21 protein-coding genes and 1 riboswitch are annotated in these 24,944 nt (G+C 74.5%); of the genes, 4 read left to right on the forward strand and 17 right to left on the reverse strand.

Translation table 11 applies throughout. From position 1 onward, the window contains the following. Window positions 1–3: 3 nt before the first annotated feature. From NF338_RS03485 to NF338_RS03540, 12 genes are all read right to left on the reverse strand, one after another. Window positions 4–1,119, reverse strand: coding sequence for an LLM class flavin-dependent oxidoreductase (locus NF338_RS03485; RefSeq protein ID WP_264029517.1), 1,116 nt, complete (start codon window positions 1,117–1,119; stop codon window positions 4–6). A gap of 45 nt (window positions 1,120–1,164) precedes the next feature. Continuing rightward, window positions 1,165–1,539: a rhodanese-like domain-containing protein gene (locus tag NF338_RS03490; RefSeq protein ID WP_264029518.1), complete on the reverse strand. Its 375-nt coding sequence runs from the start codon at window positions 1,537–1,539 to the stop codon at window positions 1,165–1,167. Between the two features lie 23 nt (window positions 1,540–1,562). Then, window positions 1,563–2,810, reverse strand: coding sequence for an LLM class flavin-dependent oxidoreductase (locus NF338_RS03495; RefSeq protein ID WP_264029519.1), 1,248 nt, complete (start codon window positions 2,808–2,810; stop codon window positions 1,563–1,565). 94 nt (window positions 2,811–2,904) lie between these two features. Further along, a complete protein-coding gene (locus tag NF338_RS03500; protein ID WP_264029520.1) occupies window positions 2,905–3,843 on the reverse strand; it encodes an NADPH-dependent oxidoreductase in 939 nt (312 codons plus the stop codon). Next, the gene (locus NF338_RS03505; RefSeq protein WP_264029521.1) at window positions 3,840–5,021 is read right to left on the reverse strand and encodes an FAD-dependent oxidoreductase; all 1,182 of its coding nucleotides are present in this window, start codon (window positions 5,019–5,021) and stop codon (window positions 3,840–3,842) included. Before NF338_RS03505 ends, NF338_RS03500 begins: the two co-directional genes overlap by 4 nt. A gap of 7 nt (window positions 5,022–5,028) precedes the next feature. Beyond that, on the reverse strand, window positions 5,029–6,051 hold the full coding sequence (locus NF338_RS03510; RefSeq protein WP_264029522.1) for an ABC transporter substrate-binding protein: 1,023 nt from the start codon (window positions 6,049–6,051) through the stop codon (window positions 5,029–5,031). Between the two features lie 134 nt (window positions 6,052–6,185). Beyond that, the gene (locus NF338_RS03515) at window positions 6,186–6,995 is read right to left on the reverse strand and encodes an amino acid ABC transporter ATP-binding protein (protein ID WP_264029523.1); all 810 of its coding nucleotides are present in this window, start codon (window positions 6,993–6,995) and stop codon (window positions 6,186–6,188) included. After that, window positions 6,992–8,092, reverse strand: a complete 1,101-nt coding sequence (locus NF338_RS03520; RefSeq protein WP_264029524.1) for an amino acid ABC transporter permease — start codon at window positions 8,090–8,092, stop codon at window positions 6,992–6,994. Before NF338_RS03520 ends, NF338_RS03515 begins: the two co-directional genes overlap by 4 nt. Continuing rightward, window positions 8,089–8,706, reverse strand: coding sequence for a GNAT family N-acetyltransferase (locus NF338_RS03525; protein WP_412846001.1), 618 nt, complete (start codon window positions 8,704–8,706; stop codon window positions 8,089–8,091). Before NF338_RS03525 ends, NF338_RS03520 begins: the two co-directional genes overlap by 4 nt. Next, window positions 8,703–9,647 (reverse strand): DUF1684 domain-containing protein, encoded by a 945-nt coding sequence (locus NF338_RS03530; RefSeq protein ID WP_264029525.1) that lies wholly within the window; start codon window positions 9,645–9,647, stop codon window positions 8,703–8,705. The genes NF338_RS03525 and NF338_RS03530 overlap by 4 nt, the downstream gene beginning before the upstream one ends. Window positions 9,648–9,704: 57 nt before the next feature. After that, on the reverse strand, window positions 9,705–11,099 hold the full coding sequence (locus NF338_RS03535; protein ID WP_264029526.1) for an NtaA/DmoA family FMN-dependent monooxygenase: 1,395 nt from the start codon (window positions 11,097–11,099) through the stop codon (window positions 9,705–9,707). Between the two features lie 19 nt (window positions 11,100–11,118). Beyond that, window positions 11,119–12,273, reverse strand: coding sequence for an LLM class flavin-dependent oxidoreductase (locus NF338_RS03540; RefSeq protein WP_264029527.1), 1,155 nt, complete (start codon window positions 12,271–12,273; stop codon window positions 11,119–11,121). A 344-nt stretch (window positions 12,274–12,617) separates the two neighbouring features. Next, window positions 12,618–12,727: riboswitch (SAM riboswitch) on the reverse strand. A 172-nt stretch (window positions 12,728–12,899) separates the two neighbouring features. On the opposite strand from NF338_RS03540, the gene NF338_RS03545 reads away from it, so the two are divergent. Together NF338_RS03545 and NF338_RS03550 are read left to right on the forward strand one after the other, a co-directional pair. Continuing rightward, window positions 12,900–13,622, forward strand: a complete 723-nt coding sequence (locus NF338_RS03545) for a TetR/AcrR family transcriptional regulator (RefSeq protein ID WP_264029529.1) — start codon at window positions 12,900–12,902, stop codon at window positions 13,620–13,622. Between the two features lie 90 nt (window positions 13,623–13,712). Beyond that, window positions 13,713–16,346 carry an MMPL family transporter gene (locus tag NF338_RS03550; RefSeq protein ID WP_264029530.1) on the forward strand — a complete coding sequence of 878 codons (2,634 nt, stop codon included), beginning with the start codon at window positions 13,713–13,715 and terminating at the stop codon, window positions 16,344–16,346. A 72-nt stretch (window positions 16,347–16,418) separates the two neighbouring features. On the opposite strand, the gene NF338_RS03555 is transcribed toward NF338_RS03550, so the two are convergent. The 5 genes from NF338_RS03555 to NF338_RS03575 all read right to left on the reverse strand — a co-directional run bounded on the left by NF338_RS03555 (window position 16,419) and on the right by NF338_RS03575 (window position 22,254). Then, complete coding sequence (locus NF338_RS03555; protein ID WP_264029531.1) at window positions 16,419–17,426, reverse strand: endonuclease/exonuclease/phosphatase family protein; 1,008 nt, start codon at window positions 17,424–17,426, stop codon at window positions 16,419–16,421. Between the two features lie 260 nt (window positions 17,427–17,686). After that, the gene (gene purL / locus NF338_RS03560; protein ID WP_087470963.1) at window positions 17,687–20,038 is read right to left on the reverse strand and encodes a phosphoribosylformylglycinamidine synthase subunit PurL; all 2,352 of its coding nucleotides are present in this window, start codon (window positions 20,036–20,038) and stop codon (window positions 17,687–17,689) included. A gap of 109 nt (window positions 20,039–20,147) precedes the next feature. Continuing rightward, complete coding sequence (locus NF338_RS03565; RefSeq protein WP_264029532.1) at window positions 20,148–20,534, reverse strand: DUF1304 domain-containing protein; 387 nt, start codon at window positions 20,532–20,534, stop codon at window positions 20,148–20,150. 73 nt (window positions 20,535–20,607) lie between these two features. Further along, a complete protein-coding gene (locus tag NF338_RS03570; RefSeq protein WP_264029533.1) occupies window positions 20,608–21,186 on the reverse strand; it encodes a hypothetical protein in 579 nt (192 codons plus the stop codon). Window positions 21,187–21,357: 171 nt separating this feature from the next. Continuing rightward, window positions 21,358–22,254: a LysR family transcriptional regulator gene (locus NF338_RS03575; RefSeq protein WP_264029534.1), complete on the reverse strand. Its 897-nt coding sequence runs from the start codon at window positions 22,252–22,254 to the stop codon at window positions 21,358–21,360. A 90-nt stretch (window positions 22,255–22,344) separates the two neighbouring features. Here NF338_RS03575 and NF338_RS03580 point away from each other — a divergent pair, with 90 nt between their 5' ends. Both NF338_RS03580 and NF338_RS03585 read left to right on the forward strand, forming a co-directional pair. Then, window positions 22,345–23,379 (forward strand): EamA family transporter, encoded by a 1,035-nt coding sequence (locus tag NF338_RS03580; RefSeq protein WP_264029535.1) that lies wholly within the window; start codon window positions 22,345–22,347, stop codon window positions 23,377–23,379. Between the two features lie 62 nt (window positions 23,380–23,441). Continuing rightward, complete coding sequence (locus tag NF338_RS03585; RefSeq protein WP_264029536.1) at window positions 23,442–24,929, forward strand: APC family permease; 1,488 nt, start codon at window positions 23,442–23,444, stop codon at window positions 24,927–24,929. Window positions 24,930–24,944 lie beyond the last annotated feature (15 nt).

Here is a 24,944-nt window from a genome sequence, read left to right on the forward strand (position 1 = left end):
CCGTCAGGCCGCGGCGGCCTCCGCGGTCGCGGCGTCGCGCTTCGCGACCTCCTCGCGGACGATCGGGATGACGTAGCGGCCGAAGTCGATCGCGTCGTCGAGCAGGTCGTAGCCGCGGGCGGAGATGACGCGGACGCCGAGGTCGTAGTACGCGAGGAGGGCCTCCGCGACCTGCTCGGGCGTGCCGACGAGCGCGTTGGAGTTGCCGGCGCCGCCGGTGGCCTTGGCCGTCGCGGTCCACAGGGCGGTGTCGAAGCGCTCGCCCTGGGCGGCGATCTCGAGGAGTCGCTGCGACCCGGCGTTCTCGGGCTTGTCGATGGGGTGCCGACGGCTGAGCTGCCCGCCCGCGGCCGCCTTGCGCGCCTCGATCCGGTCGAGGACGCGGTGCGCCTTCTCCCAGGCGAGCTCCTCGGTCGGCGCGACGATCGGCCGGAACGCGGCGTGGATACGCGGCGGCGTCGCGCGGCCCGCGGCGGCGGCCTCGGCGTGCACGCGCGCGATCTGCTCGGCGGTGCGGTCGAGGGGCTCGCCCCAGACGGCGTAGATGTCGGCCTCGGCCGCGCCGACGCGGAACGCGGCGTCGGACGACCCGCCGAACGAGATGGTCGGCGTGCGTCCCTCGAACGGCTTGGCGTCGAGGACGAAGTCGTCGAAGTCGTAGAACGGGCCGTGGTGGTCGAACGGCTCGGCGCTCGCCCACGCCCGCTTGACGATCTGGATGTACTCGTGGGTGCGCGCGTACCGCTCGTCCTTGGTCAGCGTGTCGCCCTCGCGGCCCTGCTCGTGGTCGTTGCCGCCGGTGATGAAGTGGACGGACAGGCGCCCGCCGGAGAGCTGGTCGAGCGTGGCGAACGTCTTGGCGGCGTAGGTCGGGTAGGACACGTTGGGCCGGTGCGCGAGCAGCAGCTCGATCGACTGCAGGCGCGCCGCGGTGTAGGCGGCGAGGGCGGCGGGCTCGGGACCGGAGGAGCCGTAGGCGAAGAGGACGCGCGTCCAGCCGTTGTCCTCGTGCGCGCGGACGATGTGCTCGAGGTAGGCAGGGTCGAACGCGGCGGTCGTGCGCTCGGTGGTCTCCGAGGCGTCGTTGGTCGTGGCGATGCCGAGGAACTCGACGGGCATGAGGGTTCTCCGTGGGGTGTGGTGGTGCGGGTGGGGTCGGTGGGCTCAGGACCGGGCGGGTGCCGTCGGCTCCGCGGGGGCGTCGACCGGGTCGGACGCCGGGAGGCCGGCGTCCTTCCAGGCCGGGAACCCGCCGTCGACGTGCGAGACGTTCGTGTAGCCGCGCTGGGCGAGCGCCTCGGCGACGGGTCCGGAGCCGTTCGGCGAGCCGCACACGACGACGACGGGCGTGTCGAGCGAGATCGCCGGGTTGTCGGCGGGGCCGAAGAGGGCGTCGAGGTCGTGGCGGTCGGCGAGCGTCGCGCCGGGGATCTCACCGTGCGCGGCGCGGCCGCCGGCCGAGCGCACGTCGATCAGCAGGGCGCCGTCGGCGACCTTGGTGGCGGCGTCGGCCGCGGTCTGGAGGGGCGGGGTGGTCATGGTGTCTCCTTCGAGGTGGGTCGTCAGCGGGTGGTGGCGAGCGCAGGGACGACGTCGGTGGTGGCGGTGGAGCCGGCGGCGAACCAGTGCTCGGCGAGCAGCTCGAACGAGCGGCGGGCGTCGTCGGCGTCGTGGGTCGCGGTGGTGACGAGCAGCTCGTCGGCGCCGGTCGCGCGGCGCAGGGTCTCGAGCCGCCGCACGACCGTCTCCGGGTCTCCGACGATCCGCGTGTCGACGCGGTCGGCGACGAGCGCGCGCTCGGCCTCCGGGCGGTCCTCCCACGCGGGCGACGTGCCCGGCTCGGGGTAGGCGATCGCGCCGTCGGCGCCGCTGCGGATGGAGAGCACCCAGTCGGCGAACGGCGTCGCGAGCTCGCGGGCCCGCTCGATCGTGTCGGCGACGAGCACGTCGGCGGACACGACGACGTACGGCTCGTCGAGCACGCCCGGACGGAACGCCTCGCGGTAGGCGGCGACCGTGTCGATCGTCGCCGACGGCGCCACGTGGTAGTTCGCGGCGATCGGCAGCCCGAGCTCGCCCGCGACGCGCGCGCTCTCGCCGGGGCTCGACGCGAGGACCCACAGGTCCCAGTCGGCGCCCTCGACGGGCGGGCTCACGTACGGCGTCCCGTGCTCGTCGCGGTACGTCCCGGCACGCAGGCCGAGCACGAGGTCGAGCTCGTCGCGGAAGCTGACCGGCGTGCGCGACGCCCCGACGATGCGCTTCTGCGCGAGGATCCGCTCGCGCAGCACGGAGTCGTTGAGGTTCGACGGCGGCGCACCGGGGACGTAGAGCCCCTCGACGACGCGCGGCCCGGTCGGGACGGACCGCGCGGCCCGCAGCGGACCGTCGGAGCCGCCGGTCCCCTTCGGCGGCGTGAAGGCCCGCCCGAGCCCGAGGTCGACCCGGCCCGGGTGCAGCGCGGCGATCGTCCCGAACTGCTCGGCGGCGACGAGCGGGCTCGTCGTGCTGAGCAGCACCGCGCCGCTGCCGACGCGGATGCGCTCGGTCCGGGCCGCGACGGCCGCGGCGAGCACGGCGGGCGACGCGGAGCCGACGCCGGGCGACAGGTGGTGCTCGGCGTACCAGACGCGGTGGTACCCGAGGCGGTCGAGGTCGCGCGCGAGCCCGACGGCGCGGCGCACCGCGTCCTGGCCCGTCGCCCCCTCGGGCACGATCGCGAGGTCGAGGACGGACAGCGGGACGCGGCCGGACGCCGGTCGCGGCCCACCAGGGGCGGCGGTCGGGTGCGGGTGCTGGTGGGACGACATGGCTTCCTTCGGTGGTCGTGCGGCGGCCGGTGGTGGTGCGGCGACCGGTGGCGGTGCGGTGGCTCCCGACGACGCGGTCGCGCGGGATGCCGGGCTACTTGGACGGGAACCCGAGCGCGGCGAGCGTGGGTCGCAGGTGGGCGCGCCCGCGGAGGGCGCCGGGGACGCGCAGGCGGTCGACGACGCGGTCGTGCCAGCCGCCGTCGAGCCCCTCCTCGCGGTAGAAGTGCGCGATGCGCTCCTCGTACGCCGCGACGTGCTCCGCCTGGTCGCCGTGGTAGCGCTCGGCGTGCAGCACGGCCGCCTGCGGCAGCCGCGGCTTGACGCGCTCGCCGCCCGCGGGGTCGGGGTGGCCGACCACGAGCCCGACGACCGCCACGACGCCCTCGGGCAGGCCGAGCTCCGCCGCGACCTGCGCGGGGTGGTTGCGCAGCGCGCCGATGTACACGGTGCCGAGGCCGAGGGACTCGGCCGCGACGACGGCGTTCTGCGCGGCGAGCGCGGCGTCGAGGAAGGCCACGACGGTCGTCTCGAGGTAGTCGGTGGCCTCGAGCCGGACGCCCTGGCGCTCGCCGAGGGCGCGCGCCCGCGCGACGTCCGCGAGCCACACGAGCAGCAGCGGCGCGGTGCGGACGTGCTCCTGGTCGCCCGCGAGCGCCGCGAGCCGGTCCTTGCGCGCGGGGTCGGTGACGGCGACGACGCTCCAGAGCTGGAGGTTCGACGACGTCGGTGCGGACTGCGCGGCGGCGACGAGCGTCGGGACGACGTGGTCGGCCAGCGGGTCGGTGCGGTAGCGGCGGACCGTCCGGTGACCGAGCTGCGTCGCGAGGACGGTGCCGGGACGGTCCACGGCGGGTGCCAGTCCCTCGGTCGCGCCCGGCGCGACGTCCTCGACGGAGCCGGGGTCCACGCCGTACCGCGCCGCGACCGCAGCGCGGGGGCCGTGGGTGTCGTGGGGCGGCGTGGCGAGCGTCGCGGGGTCTGCGGACGGAGCCGGGGCGTCCGCGGCGGCAGGTGCGGGAGCGATCGTCACGAGGCGGTCCTCTCGGGAAGTGCGGCGAGGCGGGCGAGCGCGAACCGGTCGGCCGCGGGGAGGTCGCCGGGGGTGGTAGCGAGGTCGGCGAGCACGCGGCCGACCGCGGGGGCGAACTTGAATCCGTGGCCGGAGAACCCGGCACCCACGACGACCGGGCCGCGGCGGTCGAGCACGAAGTCGTGGTCCGGCGTCGTGGTGTAGGTGCAGCTCACGGGGACGTACGCGTCGGGGTCGAGCCCGGGCAGCCACGTGCGCACGTAGTCGCGCAGCGCGGCGAGCTGGCCCGGCTCGGGCCGGTAGGAGCGCCGGTCGGGGTCGACGACGGGGCCGACCCCGTGGAAGCCGACCTTGACGCCCTCGCCCGGGGTCGCGAGGCCGTAGACGCCGCTCGGCCAGGCCGTTCCCGGGCCGACGTCGTGCGTGAACGCCGGCCACCCCGCGGGCGACGCGCCCGCGGCGAGCGCGAAGTGCGCGGGCTGCTCCTGCGTGACGACGAGCGGGAGCTCCTGGCCCAGCAGCCCGCCCCTCGGACCGCCGAGGAGCCCGGCGCTCCACGCGCCGACGGTCACGACGACGACCCGCGCGACGACGTCGCCGCCGTCGGTCACGACGCGCACGCCCTCGGGGACGCGCTCGACGTGCCGGACGGCGACCTCGTGGCGGACGTCGGCCCCGCTCGCGGCGGCCGCGCCCTGGAGGGCCGCGACGGCGCGGTCGGCGTGCAGCCGCCCGGCCGTCGCGACCTCGTGCAGCACCCGGCCCTCGAACCGCAGTCCCGGCCACCGCTCGGCCGCGGCCGCGGGGTCGAGCCACTCGTGCTCGATCCCGCGGGCCGCGAACGCGGCGCCGATCGCGTCCGCGCGGCGCTCGGCCGCGCCGTCGCGACGCCCGTGGCTCACGCCGCCGGTGACGGCGAGCAGCTCGGTCCCGGTCTCCGCCTCGACCTCGCGCCACAGGCCGAGCGCCTCCTGCGCGAGGTCGAGGTACTCGGGCTCGGCGTACGTCGTGCGGTAGATGCGCGACGTGCCGTGCGAGGCGCCGTGCGCGTGCCCGGGCGCGAAGCGCTCGAGCAGGACGACGTCGCGCCCGCGCCGGGCGAGCTGCCACGCGGCGGCCGAGCCCATCACGCCACCCCCGACCACGAGGTGGTCGACGTGCTGGGTGCTGGTGGTCATGCGCGGGTCACTCCGTCTTCGGGAGGCCGGGCGGGTTGGTCTGCGACTCCTCGACGGCCTCGGACTCCAGGCCCCACCGCTGGAGCACCTCGAGGTACGTGCCGTCCTCGATGGCGTGGTTGATCGCGGCGGTGATGGCCGGGGCCACCTCGTTGCCCTTCTTCGTCGCGACGGCGATCTGCGCGGTGTCCGGCCAGCCGCCGTTGAGCGTGCCGACGACCGAGAAGTCCTGCGGGGAGATCGCCGCCTGGTACGCGAGCGACGCGTTGGGGCCGACGTACGTCTCGATGCGCCCGGACTGGAGCGCGAGCAGGACGTCGGAGAACTGCTCGTAGTACTCGGGGCCCTGGATGGGGTCGAGGCCGTCCTCCTGGTTGAGGCGGTCCCACTCGAGCACGATCTTCTCCTGGTTGGTCCCGGAGCCGACGGCGACGACCTTGCCCGCGATGTCCTCGCGCTTCGTGATCGACGTGATGTCGGAGTCGGCGCCCACGAGCCAGCCGAGCTCGTCGTTGCGGTACGTGGAGAAGTCGATGGTCTCCTTGCGCTCCTCCGTCACGGTGACGTTGGAGATCACGGCGTCGACGTCGCCCGAGCCGAGCGCGAGCGGCCAGTCGGCCCACGCCTTGACCTCGAGGCGCAGGTCCTTGCCGAGCGCGTCGGCGACGAGCTGCGCGATGTCGGTCTCGTTGCCGATCGGCGTCTCGTCGTCGTCGGCGAGGAAGCCGAGCGGCGGCGCGGAGCCGGCGGAGATCGCGACGACGATCTCGTCCTTGTCCTTCCAGGCGTCCGGCAGGAGCGCGATCGCCTCGGCCGACTCGGTCGTGCGGATGCGGTCCTGGTCCGGGCTCGTGCTCACGTCGAGGGCGTCCGAGACGGACGTCGTGCTCTCCTCGGTCGCCGCGTCCTCCTCCGCGGCGGCCGGGGCCTCGGTGCTCACCCCGGAGCAGGCCGCGAGCGCCAGCAGGGGCACGACGGCGAGGGCGGCGAGCGCGCGGGGGGCGCGGGCGCGGGTGGTCGTTGCGGTCACGGGTGTCCTACCTCTCGGGTGGTGCGTCGGGCGACGCAGGGAGTGCGGGTGTGCGGGACGGCCGGACGGCCGGTCGCTGGTGACGACGTCGGGAAGCGGTGGTGGGGCCGGTGCGCGCGGTCGTGGACCCCGGGTCAGAGGACCTTCTGGAGGAAGGCCCGGGTGCGGTCGTGACGCGGGCGGTCGAGCACCTCGGCGGGCGTGCCCTGCTCCACGACGACGCCGTCGTCCATGAACACGACGGTGTCGGCGACCTCGCGGGCGAAGCCGATCTCGTGCGTGACGACGACGAGCGTCGTGCCCGTGCTCGCGACGTCCTTGATGACCTCGAGCACCTCCCCGACGAGCTCGGGGTCGAGCGCCGAGGTGGGCTCGTCGAACAGGAGCACCTTGGGCCGCAGCGCGAGCGCGCGGGCGATGGCGACGCGCTGCTGCTGACCACCGGAGAGCTGGCGGGGTCGGGCGTCGGCCTTGTCCGCGAGCCCGACGCGCTCGAGCAGCGCCCGGGCCTCGGGCTCGACGTCCTCGCGGCGGCGGCGCTGTGCCGAGACCGGGGCCTCGACGACGTTCTCCAGCGCGGTGAGGTGCGGGAAGAGGTTGAAGCTCTGGAAGACGAACCCGATCTGGGTGCGCTGGCCGAGGATCTCGCGCTCCTTGAGCTCGCGCAGGGTGTTCCCCTTGCGGCGGTAGCCGATGAGCTCGCCGTCGAGCGAGATGAACCCCTTGTCGACCTTCTCGAGGTGGTTGATCGCGCGCAGCAGCGTCGACTTGCCCGACCCGGACGGGCCGAGCACGACCGTCACCGACCCGGGCGGCACGGTGAGCGACACGTCGCGCAGCACCTCGAGCGTGCCGAAGCTCTTGTGGACGCCGTGGATCTCGACGAGCCCGGCGGTCGCCACGTCGGTGGACGCGACGGCGGTGGTCGCGCCGACGGCGCTCATGCCGCACCTCCCGACGTGCGCGCGGTGCGCGTCAGCACGCCCACGCGGGCGCGGGCCGCGTACGCGGGCGGGACGGAGTCCGGAACAGGTCGGCCGGAGAGCCGCGACGCCCAGACCAGGCCCGTCCAGCGGGCCTTCTGCAGCGGCGTCGGGGGCAGCGTGCGCACGGCGCCCTTCGCGTAGTGCCGCTCGACGTAGTACTGGACGACCGTGATGAGCGTGGTCAGCACGAGGTACCAGATCGACGCGACGATGAGCAGCGGCACGACGCGGCCGTTGCGGCCGTAGATGACGCTCACGATGTAGAACAGCTCGCCGTACGCGAGGACGTAGACGATCGACGTGCCCTTGAGCAGCCCGATCACCTCGTTGACGGCGGTGGGGATGATGGAGCGCATCGCCTGCGGCAGGATGATGCGGCTCACCTGGCGCCGCTTGGGGATGCCGAGCGAGGCGGCCGCCTCCTGCTGCCCCTGGTCGACCGAGAGGATCCCGGCGCGCACGATCTCGGCCGAGTACGCGGCCTGCGACAGCCCGAGGCCGAGGATCGCGGCCCAGAACTTGTCGATCACGGACAGCGTGTCGAAGTACAGGAACTCGGGCCCGAACGGGATGCCGACGCTCAGGTACGGGTAGAGGTACGCGAGGTTGTACCAGAGCAGGAGCTGCAGCAGCAGCGGCACGGACCGGAACACCCACGTGTACGTCCACGACACCGACTGCAGGAGCGGGGAGCGCGACAGACGCATGAGCGCGAGGACGGTGCCGAGCGCGAACCCGACGACCGACGCGACGAGCGTGAGCCGGATCGTGGCCCACGCGCCCTCGAGGATCGAGGGCCACGTGAGGTACTGCGCGACGACGTCCCACTCCCAGCGGTCGTTCGTCACGAGCGAGCTGACGACCATCGCGAGCAGCACCGCGACGCCGGCCGTGGCGACCCAGCGGCCCGGGTGCCGGGCGGGGACGATGCGCAGGCTCTCGAGCGGGAGCGCGTCGTGGACCCCGTGCGAGCCGGCGCGCGGGTCGGCGGGGTGCCGGCCCGACGGCGGCGCGAGCTGGCGGGACTCGTCCTGCGGGAGCGACACGGTGCTCATGGCGCGACCTCCAACCACTTCTCGAAGGCGAGCGGGCCGATCTCCTCGGGATCGGTCCCGGTGTCGAACAGGGGCGTGTAGCCCGTCGCGAGGTAGAGGCCTGCCGCCTCGGGCTGCCGCGGGCCGGTCGTGAGGTACACGCGCCGGTACCCGCGATCGGCCGCGCGGCGCTCCAGCTCCGCCAGCACGAGCCGCGCGAGGCCGCGGCGCCGGTGCGCCGAGTGCGTCCAGATCCGCTTGAGCTCGGCGGTCCGCACGGCGGGCGAGCCGTCGCCGCGCCGCGCGGACTGGCGGGCGAGGCGCGCCGGGTCGCCGAGCTCCGGCTCGGTCCGACGGCGGAACGCTCCGCCCGCGACCGGCTCGCCGTCCTCCAGCACCAGCACGAGCTCGCCGTGCGGCGCCGCGAAGTCCTGCGCCGGGTAGTGCTCCATCTCGGCACGGAGCTCCTCCGCGGTGAGGACGCGCTGGTACCGCGTCCAGTACTCGTGGGACAGCTCGTCGAGGAGCGGCCGCACGAGCGGGTCGTGCATCGCGACCGACCGGACCTCGCGCGTCCCCATGCCCGCCGCCTCTGTCGACCGCGCCGTGGCCGGGCGCGCGGCGAGCGCGGTCACCGGGGTGCCCTCTCGCCCGCGGTGACGGCGAACGGCACGTGGTTGCCCTCGAGCGGCGCCGGGCACGTCCCGAAGTCGCTGAACGCGTACGGGAGGTTGATCGTGCGGTTGAGGTCGAGCCGCACGCGCCCCTCGGCGCCGGGCGCCACGTCGGCATCCACCCACAGGACGCGCCAGGGCGCGACGTCGTCCGCCTCGTCGCTGAACAGCAGCGTCACCGCGCCGCCGGCCTTGCCCGTGAGGACGAGCGTCGCGCGATGGGCGACACCGTCGCGGTCGACCACGAGGTCGACCTCGCCGACCGTGCTCACGTGGTGCACGAGCCCGGGACGCGCGGCGCCCACGACGACGGGCCGCGGCGCGTCGTACCAGCGCACCGCCGCGTCCACGACCCAGGCGGGGTCGTGCGCGAACGTCGGGAAGCCGTCGAACGCGAGCCGGGCGGGAGCGAGCGGGTCGCGCAGGCGGACCGCGTACCGGCCCGTGCGACGCACGACCTCGACCGCGACCTCGCGCGTCTCGTCCCGCTCGTCGTGCTCACGGCCCCGCTCGGTCGCCGGATCGGTCCCGGACTCCCGGCCCTCGGGCAGGTACGTCCCGGCGACCGACGACCCGCCCTCCGGGACGACGACTGTCGTGACGTCCGCGCCCGCCGTCGTGCGCACGGCGCCGTCCGCGCCCGCGCGGTGGTGCGCGCCGTCGGCGTCGGCCCACCAGAGCCCGGGCACCCCGGGTAGCGCTGCGGGCTCGGCGGGCAGCCAGTGGTACGCGACGAGGCTCAGCCAGCCGTGCGGCGGGCGCAGTCCCTCCTCACGCTCGGCGTGCCAGTCCGCCCACGCGGAGGCGTCGGGCGACGCGGGCGACACGGCGGCGTCGGGCGTGCCGGTGGTGGTGGGCGCGGTGGCCACGGCGCCCGTGGCGGTCGGCGTGCTCGTGCTCATGGGTCCTCCGAGGTCGGTGCGGTGCAGGTCTGCGGGACGGGTGCGGGCGGGCTGCGGTCAGCCGACGAGCTCGGCGGAGGCCGGCTCGGGGTCGGCGGTGCGCTGCGCGGCGCCGGGCCGGACGAGGCCGAGGTGCTCGCGCAGGGTCGTGCCCTCGTACTCCGTGCGGAACGAGCCGCGCTCCTGGAGCAGCGGGACGACGCGGTCGAAGACGTCGTCGAGCCCTCCCGGCGTGAGGTGGGGCACGAGGATGAAGCCGTCGGAGGCGTCCTCCTGGACGTGGCGGTCGATGTCGTCCGCGACCTGCTGCGGCGTGCCGACGAAGCCGCCGCGCGACGTCACCTGGATGACGAGCTCGCGGATCGACCACCCGTTCGCCTCGGCCTGCTCGCGCCACGCCGCGGCGACCGCCGCCGGGTCCTTCGCGTGCCGCACGCGGCCCCGCGTGATCGACAGGTTCTCCGTGTCGGGCTCGACGTCGGGCAGCGGCCCCTCGGGGTCGTACGCCTCGAGGTCGCGGCCCCAGACCTGCTCGAGGAACGCGATCGCCGTCGGGCCCGACACCTGCTGGAGCCGGATCTCCCGCGCGCGCTCCTCCGCCTCGGCGGGCGTGTCACCCAGCACGACGACGGTCGCGGGCAGGATCTTCAGGGAGTCGCGGTCGCGCCCGTGGGCGGCGAGGCGGCCCTTGACGTCGTCGTAGAACGCGCGCCCGGCGTCGAAGGTCGAGTGCGCGGAGAAGACGACGTCGGCGGTCCGGGCGGCGAAGTCGCGGCCGTCGGCGGAGTCGCCCGCCTGGAACAGGACGGGGTGGCCCTGCGGTCCGCGCGGCGTCTCGAACAGCCCGACGACGTCCGCGTACGCACCGTGGTGCGCGACCGGGCGCACCGCGCCGGGCCGCAGGAACTCGCCCGCGATCCGGTCGGCCAGGACCGCGTCGTCGTCCCACGAGTCCCACAGGGCGCGCGCGACCTCGACGACCTCTGCTGCCCGGGCGTAGCGCTCCGGGTACGGGAGGTAGCCGCCGCGGCGGAAGTTGGCACCCGTGAAGGCGTCGGGGCTCGTCACCAGGTTCCAGGCCGCGCGGCCCTCGGAGAGGAGGTCGAGCGTCGCGAACTGCTTCGCGAGCTCCCACGGCTCGTTGAACGTCGTGTTGATCGTGCCCGCGAGGCCGAGGCGGTCCGTGACGGCCGCGAGCGCGGCGAGCACGGGCAGCGTGTCGGGGCGGCCCACGACGTCGAGGTCGTGGATGCGGCCCTTGTGCTCGCGCAGGCGCAGGCCCTCCGCGAGGAAGAAGAAGTCGAGCTTCGCGTCCTCGGCACGGCGGGCGAGGTGCTCGAACGAGGCGAAGTCGATCTGGCTGCGCGAGCGGGGGTCGCTCCAGACGGTGGTGTTGTTGACGCCCGGGAAGTGGGCGCCGAGGTGGATCTGCTTGCGGGGGTGCGTGCTCATGTCGTGGGTCCGTCCGGGGTCAGGCGATCGCCGCGTAGCGGTTGGCGGGGAGCGGGAGGCCGAGCGTGTCGCGCAGCGTCGTCCCGGGGTAGGCGGTGCGGAACAGGCCCGCGCCCTGCAGGAGCGGCACCACGCCGTCGACGATCGCGTCGAGGTCCGTGCTCAGGGACGACGGCCGCAGGAGGAAGCCGTCGGCCGCGCCGGCGTGCACCCACTCCTCGACGGTGACCGCGAGGTCCCGCGCCGTGCCGACGTGCGTGAGCGAGTCGGTGTCCCACGAGACGCCCTCGAGGTCCTCGAGCAGGTCGAGGCGGGCCTGGGCGCTCGCGCGCGTGTCGCCGATGACGGCGTACGCGTCCACGAAGACTCGCAGCGCGTCGGGGTCGCGACCGGCGTCGGCGGCGGCGGCGCGCACCTGCGTCCGCAGGGCGACGGCCTCGTCGCGCGTCGCCGCGCGCACCCGCACGACGTCGGCCCGGCGGGCCGCGAGGTCGAGCGACGCGGGCGTGCCCGCCCGGACGACGACGGGCGGCTGGCCCTGCGGCGGGCGCGGCGTGATCGACGGCCCCTTGACCGCGAACCGGATGCCCTCGTGGTCGACGTAGTGGAGCTTCTCGCGGTCCACGAACCGGCCCGTCGCGACGTCGCGGATCTCGGCGTCGTCCTCCCACGAGTCCCACAGACGCGTGACGACCTCGACGGCCTCGTCCGCCTCGGCGACGGCGTCGGGCTCGTCCTGCGCGCCCTTGCGCCCGAACGCCGCGGCTTCCGCCGGCGTGGTGGACCACCCGACCTGCCACCCGGCGCGGCCCGCGCTCACGTGGTCGATCGTCGCGATCGCCTTGGACACGTGGAACGGCTCGGTGTGCGTGGTGGTGACCGTCGGGACGAGGCCGATCCCCGCGCTGCGGGGCGCGAGGCGGGAGGCGACGAGCGCGGCGTCGAGCCGGCCGCGCACGGACCCGTTGCGGCCCGGCTGGAGGGTGAACGCGTCGTCCAGCGTGACGAGGTCGAGCAGGCCGCGCTGGGCCGTGGCCACGAGCTCGACGAGGCGCTTGGCGTCGAACAGGCGCTGGGCCTGTGAGCCCACGGTCCGCCAGGCGGCGGGGTGCGCGCCGGCGTCGGTGAGGTCGACGCCGAGGTGGAGGGTGCGGGCAGGGCGGGGGTCGGACATCGCGAGGATCCGTTCTCAGTTGAGCCGACGGCGCGCTCAGGGCGCGGCGGGGTGCCGGAAGGTGGGCAGGGCGGTCCGGCCGCGCGCGGCGGCAGGACGGGGCTGGGGAAGCCGGGAGGGACCCGGACCGCGCGCGGGTGGCGCGGGTGTCAGAGGCGGGTCGTCGTCAGCGACAACAGGCGACGCGCGCGGGACCCGTGGCCCCGAGGGCGAGGGCGCCGAGGCCGCCCGCGAACGGACAGGGGCACGTCGACGCGTGCGCGGTGCTCACCGCGGTGCTCGACATTCGCCGATCCATCGTCCGTCTCCTTCGTGCCCGTCGCCGGGCTCCGCGTCGTTGCCCCGCACCGCGCGTGGTCCGCGCGACGCGGGACCTGGTCCTCACCCGGGGCACCCCACCGCGCGGGAGGGTTGCCGTCCGACGAGCCGGGGCTTGGCGTCGGAGCTCATGACCATGTCCTGTGACCGGGGTGCGACGACCTCGGTTGCGCGGGAACTTACGAGCGGCCACCGCGGGGTGTCAACGCGCCGTGGAGACCTTCCCACATACTGGACTCAATCGGTCAACTTTGAGCCGATCGGGGCTCTGTTTGCACCGAGTGCATCAATGCACTTAGTGTCAACAGGTGCCCCTTCCCTCCGCGACCGAGCCGTCGGACGTGCCCGTGACGGACCCGACGACAGGCTCACCGACAGGCTCTGCGGCTGGCTCCCCGACCAGCCCCACGACCGACCGCCGCGCCGCGCTGCGCGCGCGTCACCGCCGCGCGATCGTCGATGCCGCCGCGTCGCTCATGGAGGAGAACGGGGGCGCCCGGTTCACGGTCGACGAGCTGGCCGCACGCGCCGACGTCGCGCGGCGCACGATCTTCAACCACTTCGCGTCGCTCGACGACGTGGTGGTCGAGGTGTGCGAGGACGTGCTGGGCACGGTGGTCGACGCGCTCGGGGCGAGCGCCGCGGACCCCGGCACCGACCGCACGACCCCGCTCGACGACCTCACCGCCGCGCTCCGCGGCACCGACCTCGTCGGCCCGATGGCTTACCTCACGCGCGCCCTCGGCGGCACCGCGACCGAGCCCACCCCGCGCGTCACGACGATGGTCGTGCGCACGTTCACCCACCTCGCCGAGCGCCTGGTCGCCGAGACCACGCGGCGGCACCCCGACGTCGACCCGCTCGAGATCGAGATGCTCGTCGGCGCGCTCATGGCCGGGGTCCTGGTGATCCAGCGCCGCTGGTGGGCCGCGACCGGCGCCGCCGACGACGACGCCTCGCGCCGCGTGTGGGCGGACCTCCTCGACCGTCTCGTCGCGCGCATGCGCTCAGGCTGGGAGATCCCCGCCTGACGCCTCCCGCCCCTCACCTCGCTGACCGCCACCGGACCGCACGCCGCACCGCCCACCGGACCACCCCGGACTCCCCACCGAAGGACCCTCATGGCTGAACTCCTCTACCGCCTCGGGCGTGCCAGCGCGCGCCGCGCGCGGACCGTCCTCGCCGCGTGGCTCGCGGTGCTCGTGCTCGCGGGGGCGGCGTTCGTCGCGTTCGGCGGCTCGCTCGCGAGCAGCTTCTCCATCCCCGGCACACCGACCGCCGAGGTCACCGAGCGCCTGCAGACGGCGCTCCCGGAGGCGTCGGGCGGAAGCGGCACCGTCGTCTTCGCCACGGAGGACGGCTCCGCGTTCACGCCCGAGCAGGAGGCGGAGATCTCCGACCGCCTCGCCGCGGCCGAGGACGTCGACGGCGTCGAGACGGCCGTCGACCCGTTCGCCACGCAGGCCGAGCTCGCGGACCAGCGTCAGCAGGTCGAGGACGGCCGCACCCAGATCGAGGCCGGGCGCACGCAGATCGAGGACGGTCGCACGCAGCTCGCCGCGGGCCAGGAGCAGATCGACGCCGCGCGGACCCAGCTCGACCAGGGCCAGACCCAGCTCGACGCGGCGCGCGCGCAGGCCGAGGCCGCGGGCGCGCTCGACCAGGCGGCGCCCCAGCTCGACGCGCAGCAGGCCGAGCTCGACGCCGGGCGCGCCGAGCTCGACGCCCAGGCCGCGGCGCTCGACAAGCAGGTGACCGCGCTGGAGGACCAGAGCACGACCCTCGAGGAGCAGTCCGCGCAGCTCGAGGCCTCGGCGCCGCTGCTCGAGATGGCGTCGGAGATCCGCATGGTGTCCGAGGACGGGAGCGCTGCCGTCGCGAGCGTCGCGTTCACCGAGCCGAACATGAGCATCGAGCAGCAGACCAAGGACGACCTCGTCGCGGTCTTCACCGACGACCCGGTCGAGGGTGTCCAGACGGACTTCTCGTCCGACATCACGCAGGGCGTCCCCCAGGTCTTCGGCGTGGGCGAGGCGATCGGCCTCGTCGTCGCGGCGATCGTGCTGGTCGTCATGCTCGGCACGCTCGTCGGCGCGGGGCTGCCGATCCTCACGGCCCTCATCGGTGTCGGGATCGGCGCGCTCGCCGCGATGTCGCTCTCCGGCGTGGTCGAGATGTCGTCGGTGACCCCCGTGCTCGGACTCATGCTCGGGCTCGCGGTCGGGATCGACTACTCGCTGTTCATCGTCAACCGGCACCGCCGCCAGCTCAAGCAGGGCGACGAGGTGCTGGAGTCGATCGCGCTCGCGAACGGCACGTCGGGCAACGCCGTCGTGTTCGCCGGCGCCACGGTGCTCATCGCGCTCCTCGCGCTCAACGTCACCGGCATCCCCTTCCTCGGCCTCATGGGGACCGTCGGCGCGCTGTGCGTCGCGATCGCCGTGCTCATCGCCGTCACGCTGACGCCCGCTCTGCTGAGCATGATCGGGACGCGCATCCTCAGCCGCCGGGAGCGCGCCGCGCTCGCTGAAGCCGCGGGTGCCGCAGCCCCGGGCGAGACGGACACGGCGGCCGACACCGCGGCGTCGGGCACGACCGCCCCGGACGGGACCAAGCCCGTCCGCCCGATGTCGACGCTGCGCGCGGTGGGCACGGCGCTGCTCGCCGTCGTGGCGCTCGGGGTGATCGCCCTCCCCGCGCTCGACCTGCGCACCAACCTGCCCGACGGGTCGTCGGAAGCGCACGACTCCACGCAGTACCGCGCCTACTCGACGATCGCGGAGCAGTTCGGCGAGGGCACCAACGGGCCGCTGCTCGTCGTCGCCGACCTCCCGGGCGAGCCCACGGAGGCGGAGGCGCTGGAGTACCAGGTGCAGGTCGCCCGGTCACTCTTCGCGCTCGACGACGTCGTCGCGGTCGCCCCGATCGGGACCTCTGCGGACCGCACGGTCGCCGCGTTCCAGGTGATCCCCGCCGAAGGGCCCACGAGCGAGTCGACCGAGGCCCTCGTCCACGCGCTGCGCGACGTCGAGGCGCCCGACGGCAAGGCGTCCCTGGGGGTCGCGGGCTCGGCCAGCGGCAACATCGACATCTCCGACAAGCTCGCGCAGGCGCTGCCGATCTACCTCGCGGTCGTGGTGGGGCTGTCGCTCGTCATCCTCGTGCTGGTGTTCCGGTCGGTCTTCGTGCCGGTCGTCGCGACGCTCGGGTTCATCCTGTCCTACTTCGCCGCTCTCGGCGGGGTCGTCGCGATCTACCAGTGGGGCTGGCTGTCGGGGGTGTTCGGCGTCGAGACGCCGGGACCGATCCTCAACTTCCTGCCCACGATCCTCGTCGGCATCCTGTTCGGCCTCGCGATGGACTACCAGCTCTTCCTCGGCTCGGGGATGCGCGAGGCGTACGCGCACGGCGCCCCGGCGCGCGTCGCGATCACGCAGGGCCTGCGCGCGGGCCGGTCCGTCGTGACCGCGGCGGCGATCATCATGATCTCCGTCTTCGGCGGGTTCGTCTTCTCGCACAGCTCGATGATCCGACCCATCGGGTTCGCGCTCGCGTTCGGCGTGCTCGTCGACGCGTTCGTCGTGCGGATGCTGCTCGTCCCCGCGCTCATGCACCTCGTGGGCGACAAGGCCTGGTGGCTCCCCCGCTGGCTCGACCGCATCCTGCCCGACGTCGACGTCGAGGGCGCCGCCCTGGAACGCCGCCACCCGCACCACGAGACCTCCGTCGACTCCCCGGAGCCCGCGCGCGGCTGACCCTCTCCGGCGTCGAACCCGGGGTCGTTCCCCACCGTGAGCCACGCGTGGGGAACGACCCCGGGTTCGGCGTCAGGGGCGGGGCACGTGGACCGTCGCGACGATCGCGCGGTGGTCGCTGCCGGGCACGTGCAGGGAGCCGACGCCGGTCACGACGTTCTCCCGGTCCGTCACCACGTGGTCGAGGTTCAGGACCGGCGGGACGGTGCCCGGCCGCGGCGACCACGACAGGTCGAGCCCGCTCCCGGACGCGCGCGACGCGTCGTGGAAACGGTCGCCCAGCAGGCGGCGGAACGTCGCGTGGTCGTGGGTCGCGTTGAAGTCGCCGACGAGCACCTGCGGGAGCGGGTCCGCGGTCGCCCGCTCGGCCAGCGCGGCGGTCTCCTCGCCCCAGACGCGCACGTACTCCGGGATCGGCGGGATCGGGTGCACGGCGGTGACCCGCACCGGCACGCCGTCGACCTCGACGGTCGCGGAGGGCATCGCGTCGTTGGAGAACGGCTCGACGTCGACGTCGTCGAGCGGCAGCGCGCTCCACAGCCCGCTGCCGAGCGCCCCGGACCCGACCTTCGCGTCGGCGCTGTACGGGAGCACGTCCTCGATGCCCGCCGCGACGAGGCGCTCGCGCAGGCCTGTCGTCAGCTCCAGCACGGCGAGCACCTGGACGTCCTGCTCGCGCACGAGGTCGACCAACGCCTCGGCGTCCGCCGACCCGAGCCACGCGTTGGCGCCCATCACACGCACGGAGGCCGCGTCGTCGGGCGGCGCCGGACCGGGCACGAACGCCGGCACGAGCCACACCGCCTGCGCGGCGACGCACACCGCGAGCAGCGCCGCGAGGATCCATCGCCGGGCGAGGAGCGTGAGCGCGAGCCCGACGACCACCCCGAGGGCGACGAACGGCGTGAACCCGACGACCTGCGCGAACGGCGTCACGGCGTCGTACGGCACCGCCCGCACGAGCGTGAGCAGGACGACCGCCACGGTCCCGACGGAGAGCAGCACCGTGAGCACCGGACCGCCGGGCCGCCGTCGGGCGGTGACGCGCGCGGGCGGGAGGCTCGTGGTCGCCGAGGTCATGCCCGGACTCTGACACCGTCGCGACACGCGCCGCGACCCGCCGCACCACCTCGCCCGCCGACCTCCACCGAACCCACCCGTCGCTCGCTCCCGCCGAGCACGACGTTGCTGTCGTTGTCGGGCTCCTTCCGACAGCAACCCCGTGGTCGACCGCGCGCAGGGTCGTGCTCGGCGGGACTCCGGGACACGCCGTCGGGTCGTCCGCGGACGACGACGCCCCGGTCACCTGTGCGGTGACCGGGGCGTCGGTGGTGCGGGTGTCAGCCGAAGATGGCCGGCAGCGTGCCGCGGAAGGCCGCGTCCGCCTCGCTGAGCGCGACGGTGAACAGGCCCGCGACCTCGAGCGCCTCGCCCGACTCGGCGGCCGCACCGGGCTCGGTGCCCGTCTCGCCGATCTTCAGGACGGGGACGCCGCGCGCGACGCACGCGTCGACGAGCTTGGACTCCTCGCCGCGGGGGACGGCGACGAGCGCGCGCGCCGTCGACTCGGAGAACAGCGCCTCGAACGGGGTGACGCCGTCGCGCTCGGTCAGCGCGTCGAGCGACACCGTGGCGCCGACGCCGAAGCGCAGCGACGCCTCGAGGAGCGCCTGCGCGAGCCCGCCCTCGGAGAGGTCGTGCGCGGCCGACACGAGGTCGTCACGGCTCGCGTTGACGAGCACGCCGGCGAGCGCCTTCTCGGCCGCGAGGTCGACCTGCGGCGGGAGGCCGCCGAGGTGCCCGTGCTCGACCTCGGCCCACGCCGACCCGTCGAGCTCGGGCCGCGTCGTGCCGAGCAGGTAGATGCTCTCGCCCGTCTCGCGCCAGCCCGACGGCGTCGCGTGCGCGACGTCGTCGAGCACGCCGAGCACGCCCACGACCGGGGTCGGGTGGATGGAGGAGTCGATCTGGCCGGGCTCGCCGGTGCCGTTGTAGAGCGACACGTTGCCGCCCGTGACGGGGACGCCGAGCTCGCGGCACGCGTCCGCGAGGCCCTCGATCGCCTCGACGAGCTGCCACATCGAGTCCGGGTCCTCGGGCGAGCCGAAGTTGAGGCAGTCGGTCACGGCGAGCGGGCGGGCGCCCGTCGTCGCGACGTTGCGGTACGCCTCGGCGAGCGCGAGGCGCGCGCCCGTGCGCGGGTCGAGCTTGCCGTAGCGGCCGTTGGCGTCGGTCGCGAGCGCGACGCCGAGGCCCGTGCTCTCGTCGACGCGGATCACACCGGAGTCGTCGGGCTGCGCGAGCGCGGTGTTGCCCTGGACGAACCGGTCGTACTGGTTCGTCACCCACTCCTTCGACGCGAGGTTCGGCGACGCGAGGAGGCGCAGTGCCGTCGCGCGCAGGTCGTCGCCGCTCTCGGGGCGCGCGAGCGCGTCGGCCTCGACGGTGCGCGCGTTGAGGCCGTCCTGCCACGACGGGCGCGCGTACGGGCGGTGGTACACCGGGCCCTCGTGCGCGACCGTCCGGGGGTCGACGTCGACGATGCGCTCGCCGTGGTGGTCGATCGTCAGTCGGCCCGAGTCGTTGACCTCGCCGATGACCGCGGTCTCGACGTCCCACTTGCTCGTGATCGCGAGGAACTCGTCGAGCTTGTCCGGCGCGACGACCGCCATCATGCGCTCCTGCGACTCGGACATGAGGATCTCGCCCGCGTTGAGCGTGGGGTCGCGCAGCAGGACGTCGTCGAGCCACACGTGCATGCCGCCGTCGCCGTTGGAGGCGAGCTCCGACGTCGCGCAGGAGATGCCGGCCGCGCCGAGGTCCTGGATGCCCTCGACGACCTTCGCCGCGTAGAGCTCGAGGCAGCACTCGATGAGGACCTTCTCCATGAAGGGGTCGCCCACCTGGACGCTCGGGCGCTTGGCGGGGACGCCGTCCTCGAACGTCTCCGAGGCGAGGATCGAGGCGCCGCCGATGCCGTCGCCGCCCGTGCGGGCGCCGAACAGCACGACCTTGTTGCCCACGCCCGACGCGTTGGCGAGGTGGATGTCCTCGTGGCGCAGCACGCCGAGGCACAGCGCGTTGACGAGCGGGTTGCCCTGGTACGAGGCGTCGAACACGAGCTCGCCGCCGATGTTCGGCAGGCCCAGGCTGTTGCCGTAGCCGCCGACGCCGCTCACGACGCCGTGCACGACGCGCGCCGTGTCCGGGTGGTCGACCGCGCCGAAGCGGAGCTGGTCCATGACGGCGACGGGGCGCGCGCCCATCGAGATGATGTCGCGCACGATGCCGCCGACGCCCGTCGCGGCGCCCTGGTAGGGCTCGACGAACGACGGGTGGTTGTGCGACTCGACCTTGAACGTCACGGCCCAGCCGTCACCGATGTCGACGACGCCCGCGTTCTCGCCGATGCCGACGAGCAGGTGCTTCTTCATCTCGTCCGTCGTGGCCGTGCCGAACTTCGACAGGTGCACCTTGGACGACTTGTACGAGCAGTGCTCGGACCACATGACCGAGTACATCGCCAGCTCGGCGGCCGTGGGGCGGCGCCCCAGGATGTCGCGGATGCGCTGGTACTCGTCGGGCTTGAGGCCGAGCTCGGCGTACGGCTGGTCCTCGTCGGGGGTGGCGGCGGCGTGCTCGACGGTGTCGAGCGCGGGGCGTGCGGAAGCCTGGGGTGCGGGGGCGGTCATCGTTTCCCTCGGGTGGGCGCTGATGCGGGGAGCGCACGACGGCGCGGGGCCCAGTCTACCGGCGGGTCGCCGGACGTCGTGGCCCCGTCCGCCCTCCGGTCGGGTGCCGTCAGGCGACGAGGCCGACGACGACCCCGACGACCCCGAGCAGCGGCGGGACGAGCTGCACCAGCGCGGCGCGCGCCTTCGACGGCGACGAGAGGATGAGCACGAGCCCGGCGGCGACCATCGACCCGGCGCCCGCGACGACGAGCGTGAGGCCCACGTCCTGCCGGTCCGTCGCGTACAGGACGATCCCGAGCACCACGAGCACCGCGAGGAACAGGTTGTAGAAGCCCTGGTTGAACGCGAGCTCCTTCGTCGCCTCCGCCTCCTCGCGCGACGTGCCGAACGTCGCGCGCGTGCGCGCGCTCGTCCACGTGAGCGACTCCATGACGAAGATGTACACGTGGATCGCCGCGGCGACCCCTGCGAGCGCCAGCCCGAACCCGATCACGGTCGGCCCCTCCCGGTCCGCGAGGCCGCACGGTGCACGACCTCACGCCGGTGGGCCGGCCCGGGTCGCTGCCTCAGCGGTCCTCAGCGTTCCACAGGTAGGGCTCCGCCGCCGCGAGCGCCACGGCGAGCGCGCCGAGCGCGAGCCCGACGCGTGCGTGCGGCAGGCGCACGCCCCGGGCGCGCAACCGCTCGCCCCGGCGGTAGGCCCACTTCTCCCCCGCGACGGCGAGCGCCGTCGCGAGCACCACGCCCCCGGCCGCGGCCGCGCCGACGACCCCGGGCGGGACCGGCGTCGGCTCGTCACGGTCCGGCGCGTACGTGTTGTCCTCGCGCACGGTGTCGTCCGCCGGCTCGGCCTCGGGCAGGGTGCTCGTCCTGCTGCTCGGCACCACGTCGAGGCCGTCGGCGTCGGTGCCCGCCGCGCGGGCGGCGTCGCGCAGCGACCGGACGCCCTCGCGCGCCTCGCGCCCCTCCGCGGTCGAGGTCACCGTGAGCACGGCGCCCGTCGTCGCGACAACCGTCTTGGCGAGCGCGCGGGCCCAGCGCGGCCGCACGACGTCGGGCACGGCGTACCAGGCGACGGTCGTCAGGCCCGCGATCGCCACGGTGCGCGGGTCGGCGGACCGGCGGGTCGGCTCGTGCTCGGTCATCGTGTCCCTTCGTCGGACGGCTGCGACGGATACCCTCGCCGATCCCAACGGCCCGCGGCCCCGCGGAGTTCCGGCGGAGGTCGGTGCCCCCGCCCGCCGGACACCGCCGAACCCGGGCTCTCTCCCTGCCCTCGGACGAGGGTGAGGAGCAACCCTGAGCTCGGCGCCTGGTCAGGGTGCGACGGCGCGCAACCGCTCGCGCAGGTAGCGGACCGCCGGGGCGTCGGTCATGGTGGCGCGCCACACGACCGTCACCGGGCGGGTCGGGACGGGCTCGCGCACGGGGACCGCGACGACGTCGGACGGCAGGGGGCCGCGACCGAGCCGCGGGACGAGCGCGACGGCGAGGCCCTGCGCCACGACCTCGACCTGCGACGCGAACTCGAGGCACCGGAAGTCGATGCGCGGGACGCGCGGCTCGCGCGCGAACATGTGGCAGAACCACTCGTAGCAGATCGTGCCGTCGGGCGTGCAGACCCACGTCTCGTCGAGCAGGTCGGCGGGCGTGAGCGCGGACCGCCCGGCGAGAGGGCTGGACGCGTGCACGAGCACGTCGGCCTCGTCGCGGAACAGCTCCTCGGCGCGCAGGCTCGGGGGCAGCGCGAGGCCGACGCCCTCCCAGTGGTGGACGAGCGCGAGGTCGAGCGTCCCCGCCGCGACGGCCGCGACGGCGTCCCACGGCTCCGCCTCCTCGACGACGAGCCGCAGGTCGGGGACGTCGTCGCGCACGCGTGCGACGAGGGGTGCGACGACGCCGCGCACGGCCGTCGAGAACGACCCGAGCCGCACGGTCCCGGTGGGCCGGGCGCCGGCGTCGTGCAGGCGGGCGCGCAGCGACTCGACCTGCTCGCGCAGCGCGCGGCCCTCCTCGACCACGCGCCGGCCGGCGGCCGTGAGCACGACGCCGCGCCCCTCCCGGTCGAGCAGGCGCGCGCCGAGGTCGCGCTCCAGGCGCTTGACCTGCTGCGAGACGGCGGACGGCGTGTACCCGAGCTCACGCGCGGCGGCGTGCACGGTCCCGGTGCGGTCGACGGCGAGCAGTGCGTCCACGGCGGCGAGGTCGATCATGACCCCAGGCTATCGGGAAGCCACGCTACCGAGAACCGTGCACGACCGTGCGCTGGACGTGCACGATGCCGAGGGCGCACGCTCGTACCCATGCCCCTGCGCTCGTCCCTCCTCGCCCTCCTCGTCGCCGTCGTCTGGGGCGTGAACTTCGTCGTCATCGACCTCGGCCTCGGTGACATGCCGCCGACGCTCTTCGTCGCCCTGCGCTTCCTCGTCGTGCTCGTCCCCGCGATCTTCCTCGTCCCGCGACCCCGCGCGCGGTGGCGGGACGTGCTGCTCGTCGGCGCGTTCATGAGCCTCGGCCAGTTCGGCCTCCTGTACACCGCGCTCGCGCTCGGCATGCCCGCCGGCCTCGCGTCGCTCGTGCTCCAGGCGCAGGTCGGGCTCACCGTGCTGTTCGCCGCTGCCACGCTGCGGGAGGTGCCGACGCGGTCGCAGCTCGTCGGCGTGCTGGTCGGCGCCGCCGGGCTCGTCGTCGTCGGCGTGGGTCGCAGCGCGTCGACGCCGGCGCTCGCGTTCGTCGTGACGCTCGCCGCCGCGGCGTCGTGGGCGGTCGGGAACGTCGTCGCCCGGCGTGCCGGGAGCCGCCAGGTCCTTCCCTCGGCGGACCACGGCTCGACGTCACGGCGGCCCGGGCTGGAGGGGCTGTCGATGACCGTGTGGTCGGCGCTCGTCGTGCCCCTCCCCATGCTGGGCCTGTCGCTCGCGCTCGACGGGCCCGACGCCGTCGGGCACGCGCTCACGCACCTCACGCTCGCGCCCGTCCTGTCGACCCTGTACACCGCGTGGCTCGCGAGCCTCGTGGGCTACGGGATCTGGAACACGCTGCTCGCCCGGTACCCGGCGTCGGCGGTGGTGCCGTTCACGATGCTCGTGCCGCCGGTGGGCATGCTCGCCGCGTGGGTCGTGCTCGACGAGGTGCCGAACGCGGCAGAGCTGCTGGGCGGCGTCGTGCTCCTGCTGGGCGTCGCGACGACGACGGGCGTCCTGCGCCGCCGTCCGCGTCCCGCCACGAGCGCACGCCCGACGTCCGCCGAGCCCGGGATCGTTCCCCACCCGCCGGCCGACCTGGGGAGCGACCCCGGGTTCGGCAGCCCGGAGGCGACACGCGCCCGTTCGCGCTGACACGAGTCCGCGGCCGGGGGTTCCATGGAGGTTCGGGACGTCGAGACGCGAGGGAGCCTCTCATGAGCCAGACCGCGGGTCGCACGGAGGAACGGCAGCAGCCGGAGCTCAAGCGCGTCATGGGGCCCAGGCTCCTGCTCCTGTTCATCGTCGGGGACATCCTCGGCACGGGCGTGTACGCGCTGACGGGCCAGGTCGCGGGCGAGGTCGGCGGGGCGGCGTGGCTGCCGTTCCTGCTCGCGTTCGTCGTCGCGACGATCACGGCGTTCTCCTACCTGGAGCTGGTCACGAAGTACCCGAGCGCCGCCGGTGCGGCGCTCTACACGCACAAGGCGTTCGGCATCCACCTGCTGACGTTCGTCGTCGCGTTCATGGTCATGAGCTCGGGCATCACGTCCGCGTCGACGGCGTCCAACGCGTTCGCCGGGTTCGTCTCCGACGGGTTCGGGCTGGCGCTCCCGACGGGCGGCGACGGCAGGCTCCTCATCGCGCTCGGCTTCATGGCCCTCGTCGCGCTCGTCAACTTCCGCGGCGTCGGCGAGAGCGTCCGGGCGAACGTCGTGCTGTCGCTCGTCGAGCTCTCCGGCCTGCTGCTCGTGATCTTCGTCGGGCTCTGGGCGACGACGCAGGGCCGGGCCGACTTCTCGCGCGTCGTCGTGTTCGAGAGCGCGGACGACAAGAGCGTGTTCCTCGCCGTGACCGCCGCGACGACGCTCGCGTTCTTCGCCATGGTCGGGTTCGAGGACTCGGTGAACATGGCCGAGGAGTGCAAGAACCCCGTGCGCGACTTCCCCCGCATGATGCTCACCGGGCTGTCGATCACCGGCGCGATCTACGTGCTCGTCGCGATCACCGCCGTCGCGCTCGTCCCCGTCGGCGACCTCGTCGACGACTCGAAGGGCTCCGCGCTCACGCAGGTCGTCGCGGCGGGGGCGCCGAACCTGCCGTTCGACACGATCTTCCCCTTCATCGGCATGTTCGCCGTCGCGAACTCGGCGCTCATCAACATGCTCATGGCGTCGCGCCTGCTCTACGGCATGGCGAACCAGGGGGTGCTGCCGCGCGCGTTCGGCCAGGTGCACCCGTTCCGCCGCACGCCGTGGGTCTCGATCCTCGTGACGACGGCCATCGCCTTCGCGCTCATCGTCTACGTGGTGCGGCAGTCGGGCACCGAGTCGGGCACCAACGCGATCGCGCTGCTCGGCGGGACGACGTCGCTGCTCCTGCTCGTCGTGTTCACGATCGTCAACATCGCGCTCCTCGTGCTGCGCCGCGACCGCGTGGACCACCAGCACTTCCGCACCCGCACCTGGCTCGCGGTCCTCGGTGCGCTCACGTGCGCGTACCTCGCCGGCCCGTGGGCGCGCAGCTCGGAGCAGCAGGAGCAGTACGTCATCGCGGGCGCGCTCGTCGGCCTGGGGATCCTGCTCTCGTTCGTCACGTGGCTGTACAACCGCTCGGTGCGGCACCGTCAGATCGCGTTCTCCGACGTCTCCCGCCTCGAGGACGAGGTCCCGGACGACTCCGACGACGACGGCAGGTCCCGCTGAGCGACGACGTCCGCC

The organism is Cellulosimicrobium sp. SH8, from assembly GCF_025818875.1.
GTDB classification, from domain to species: domain Bacteria; phylum Actinomycetota; class Actinomycetes; order Actinomycetales; family Cellulomonadaceae; genus Cellulosimicrobium; species Cellulosimicrobium cellulans_D.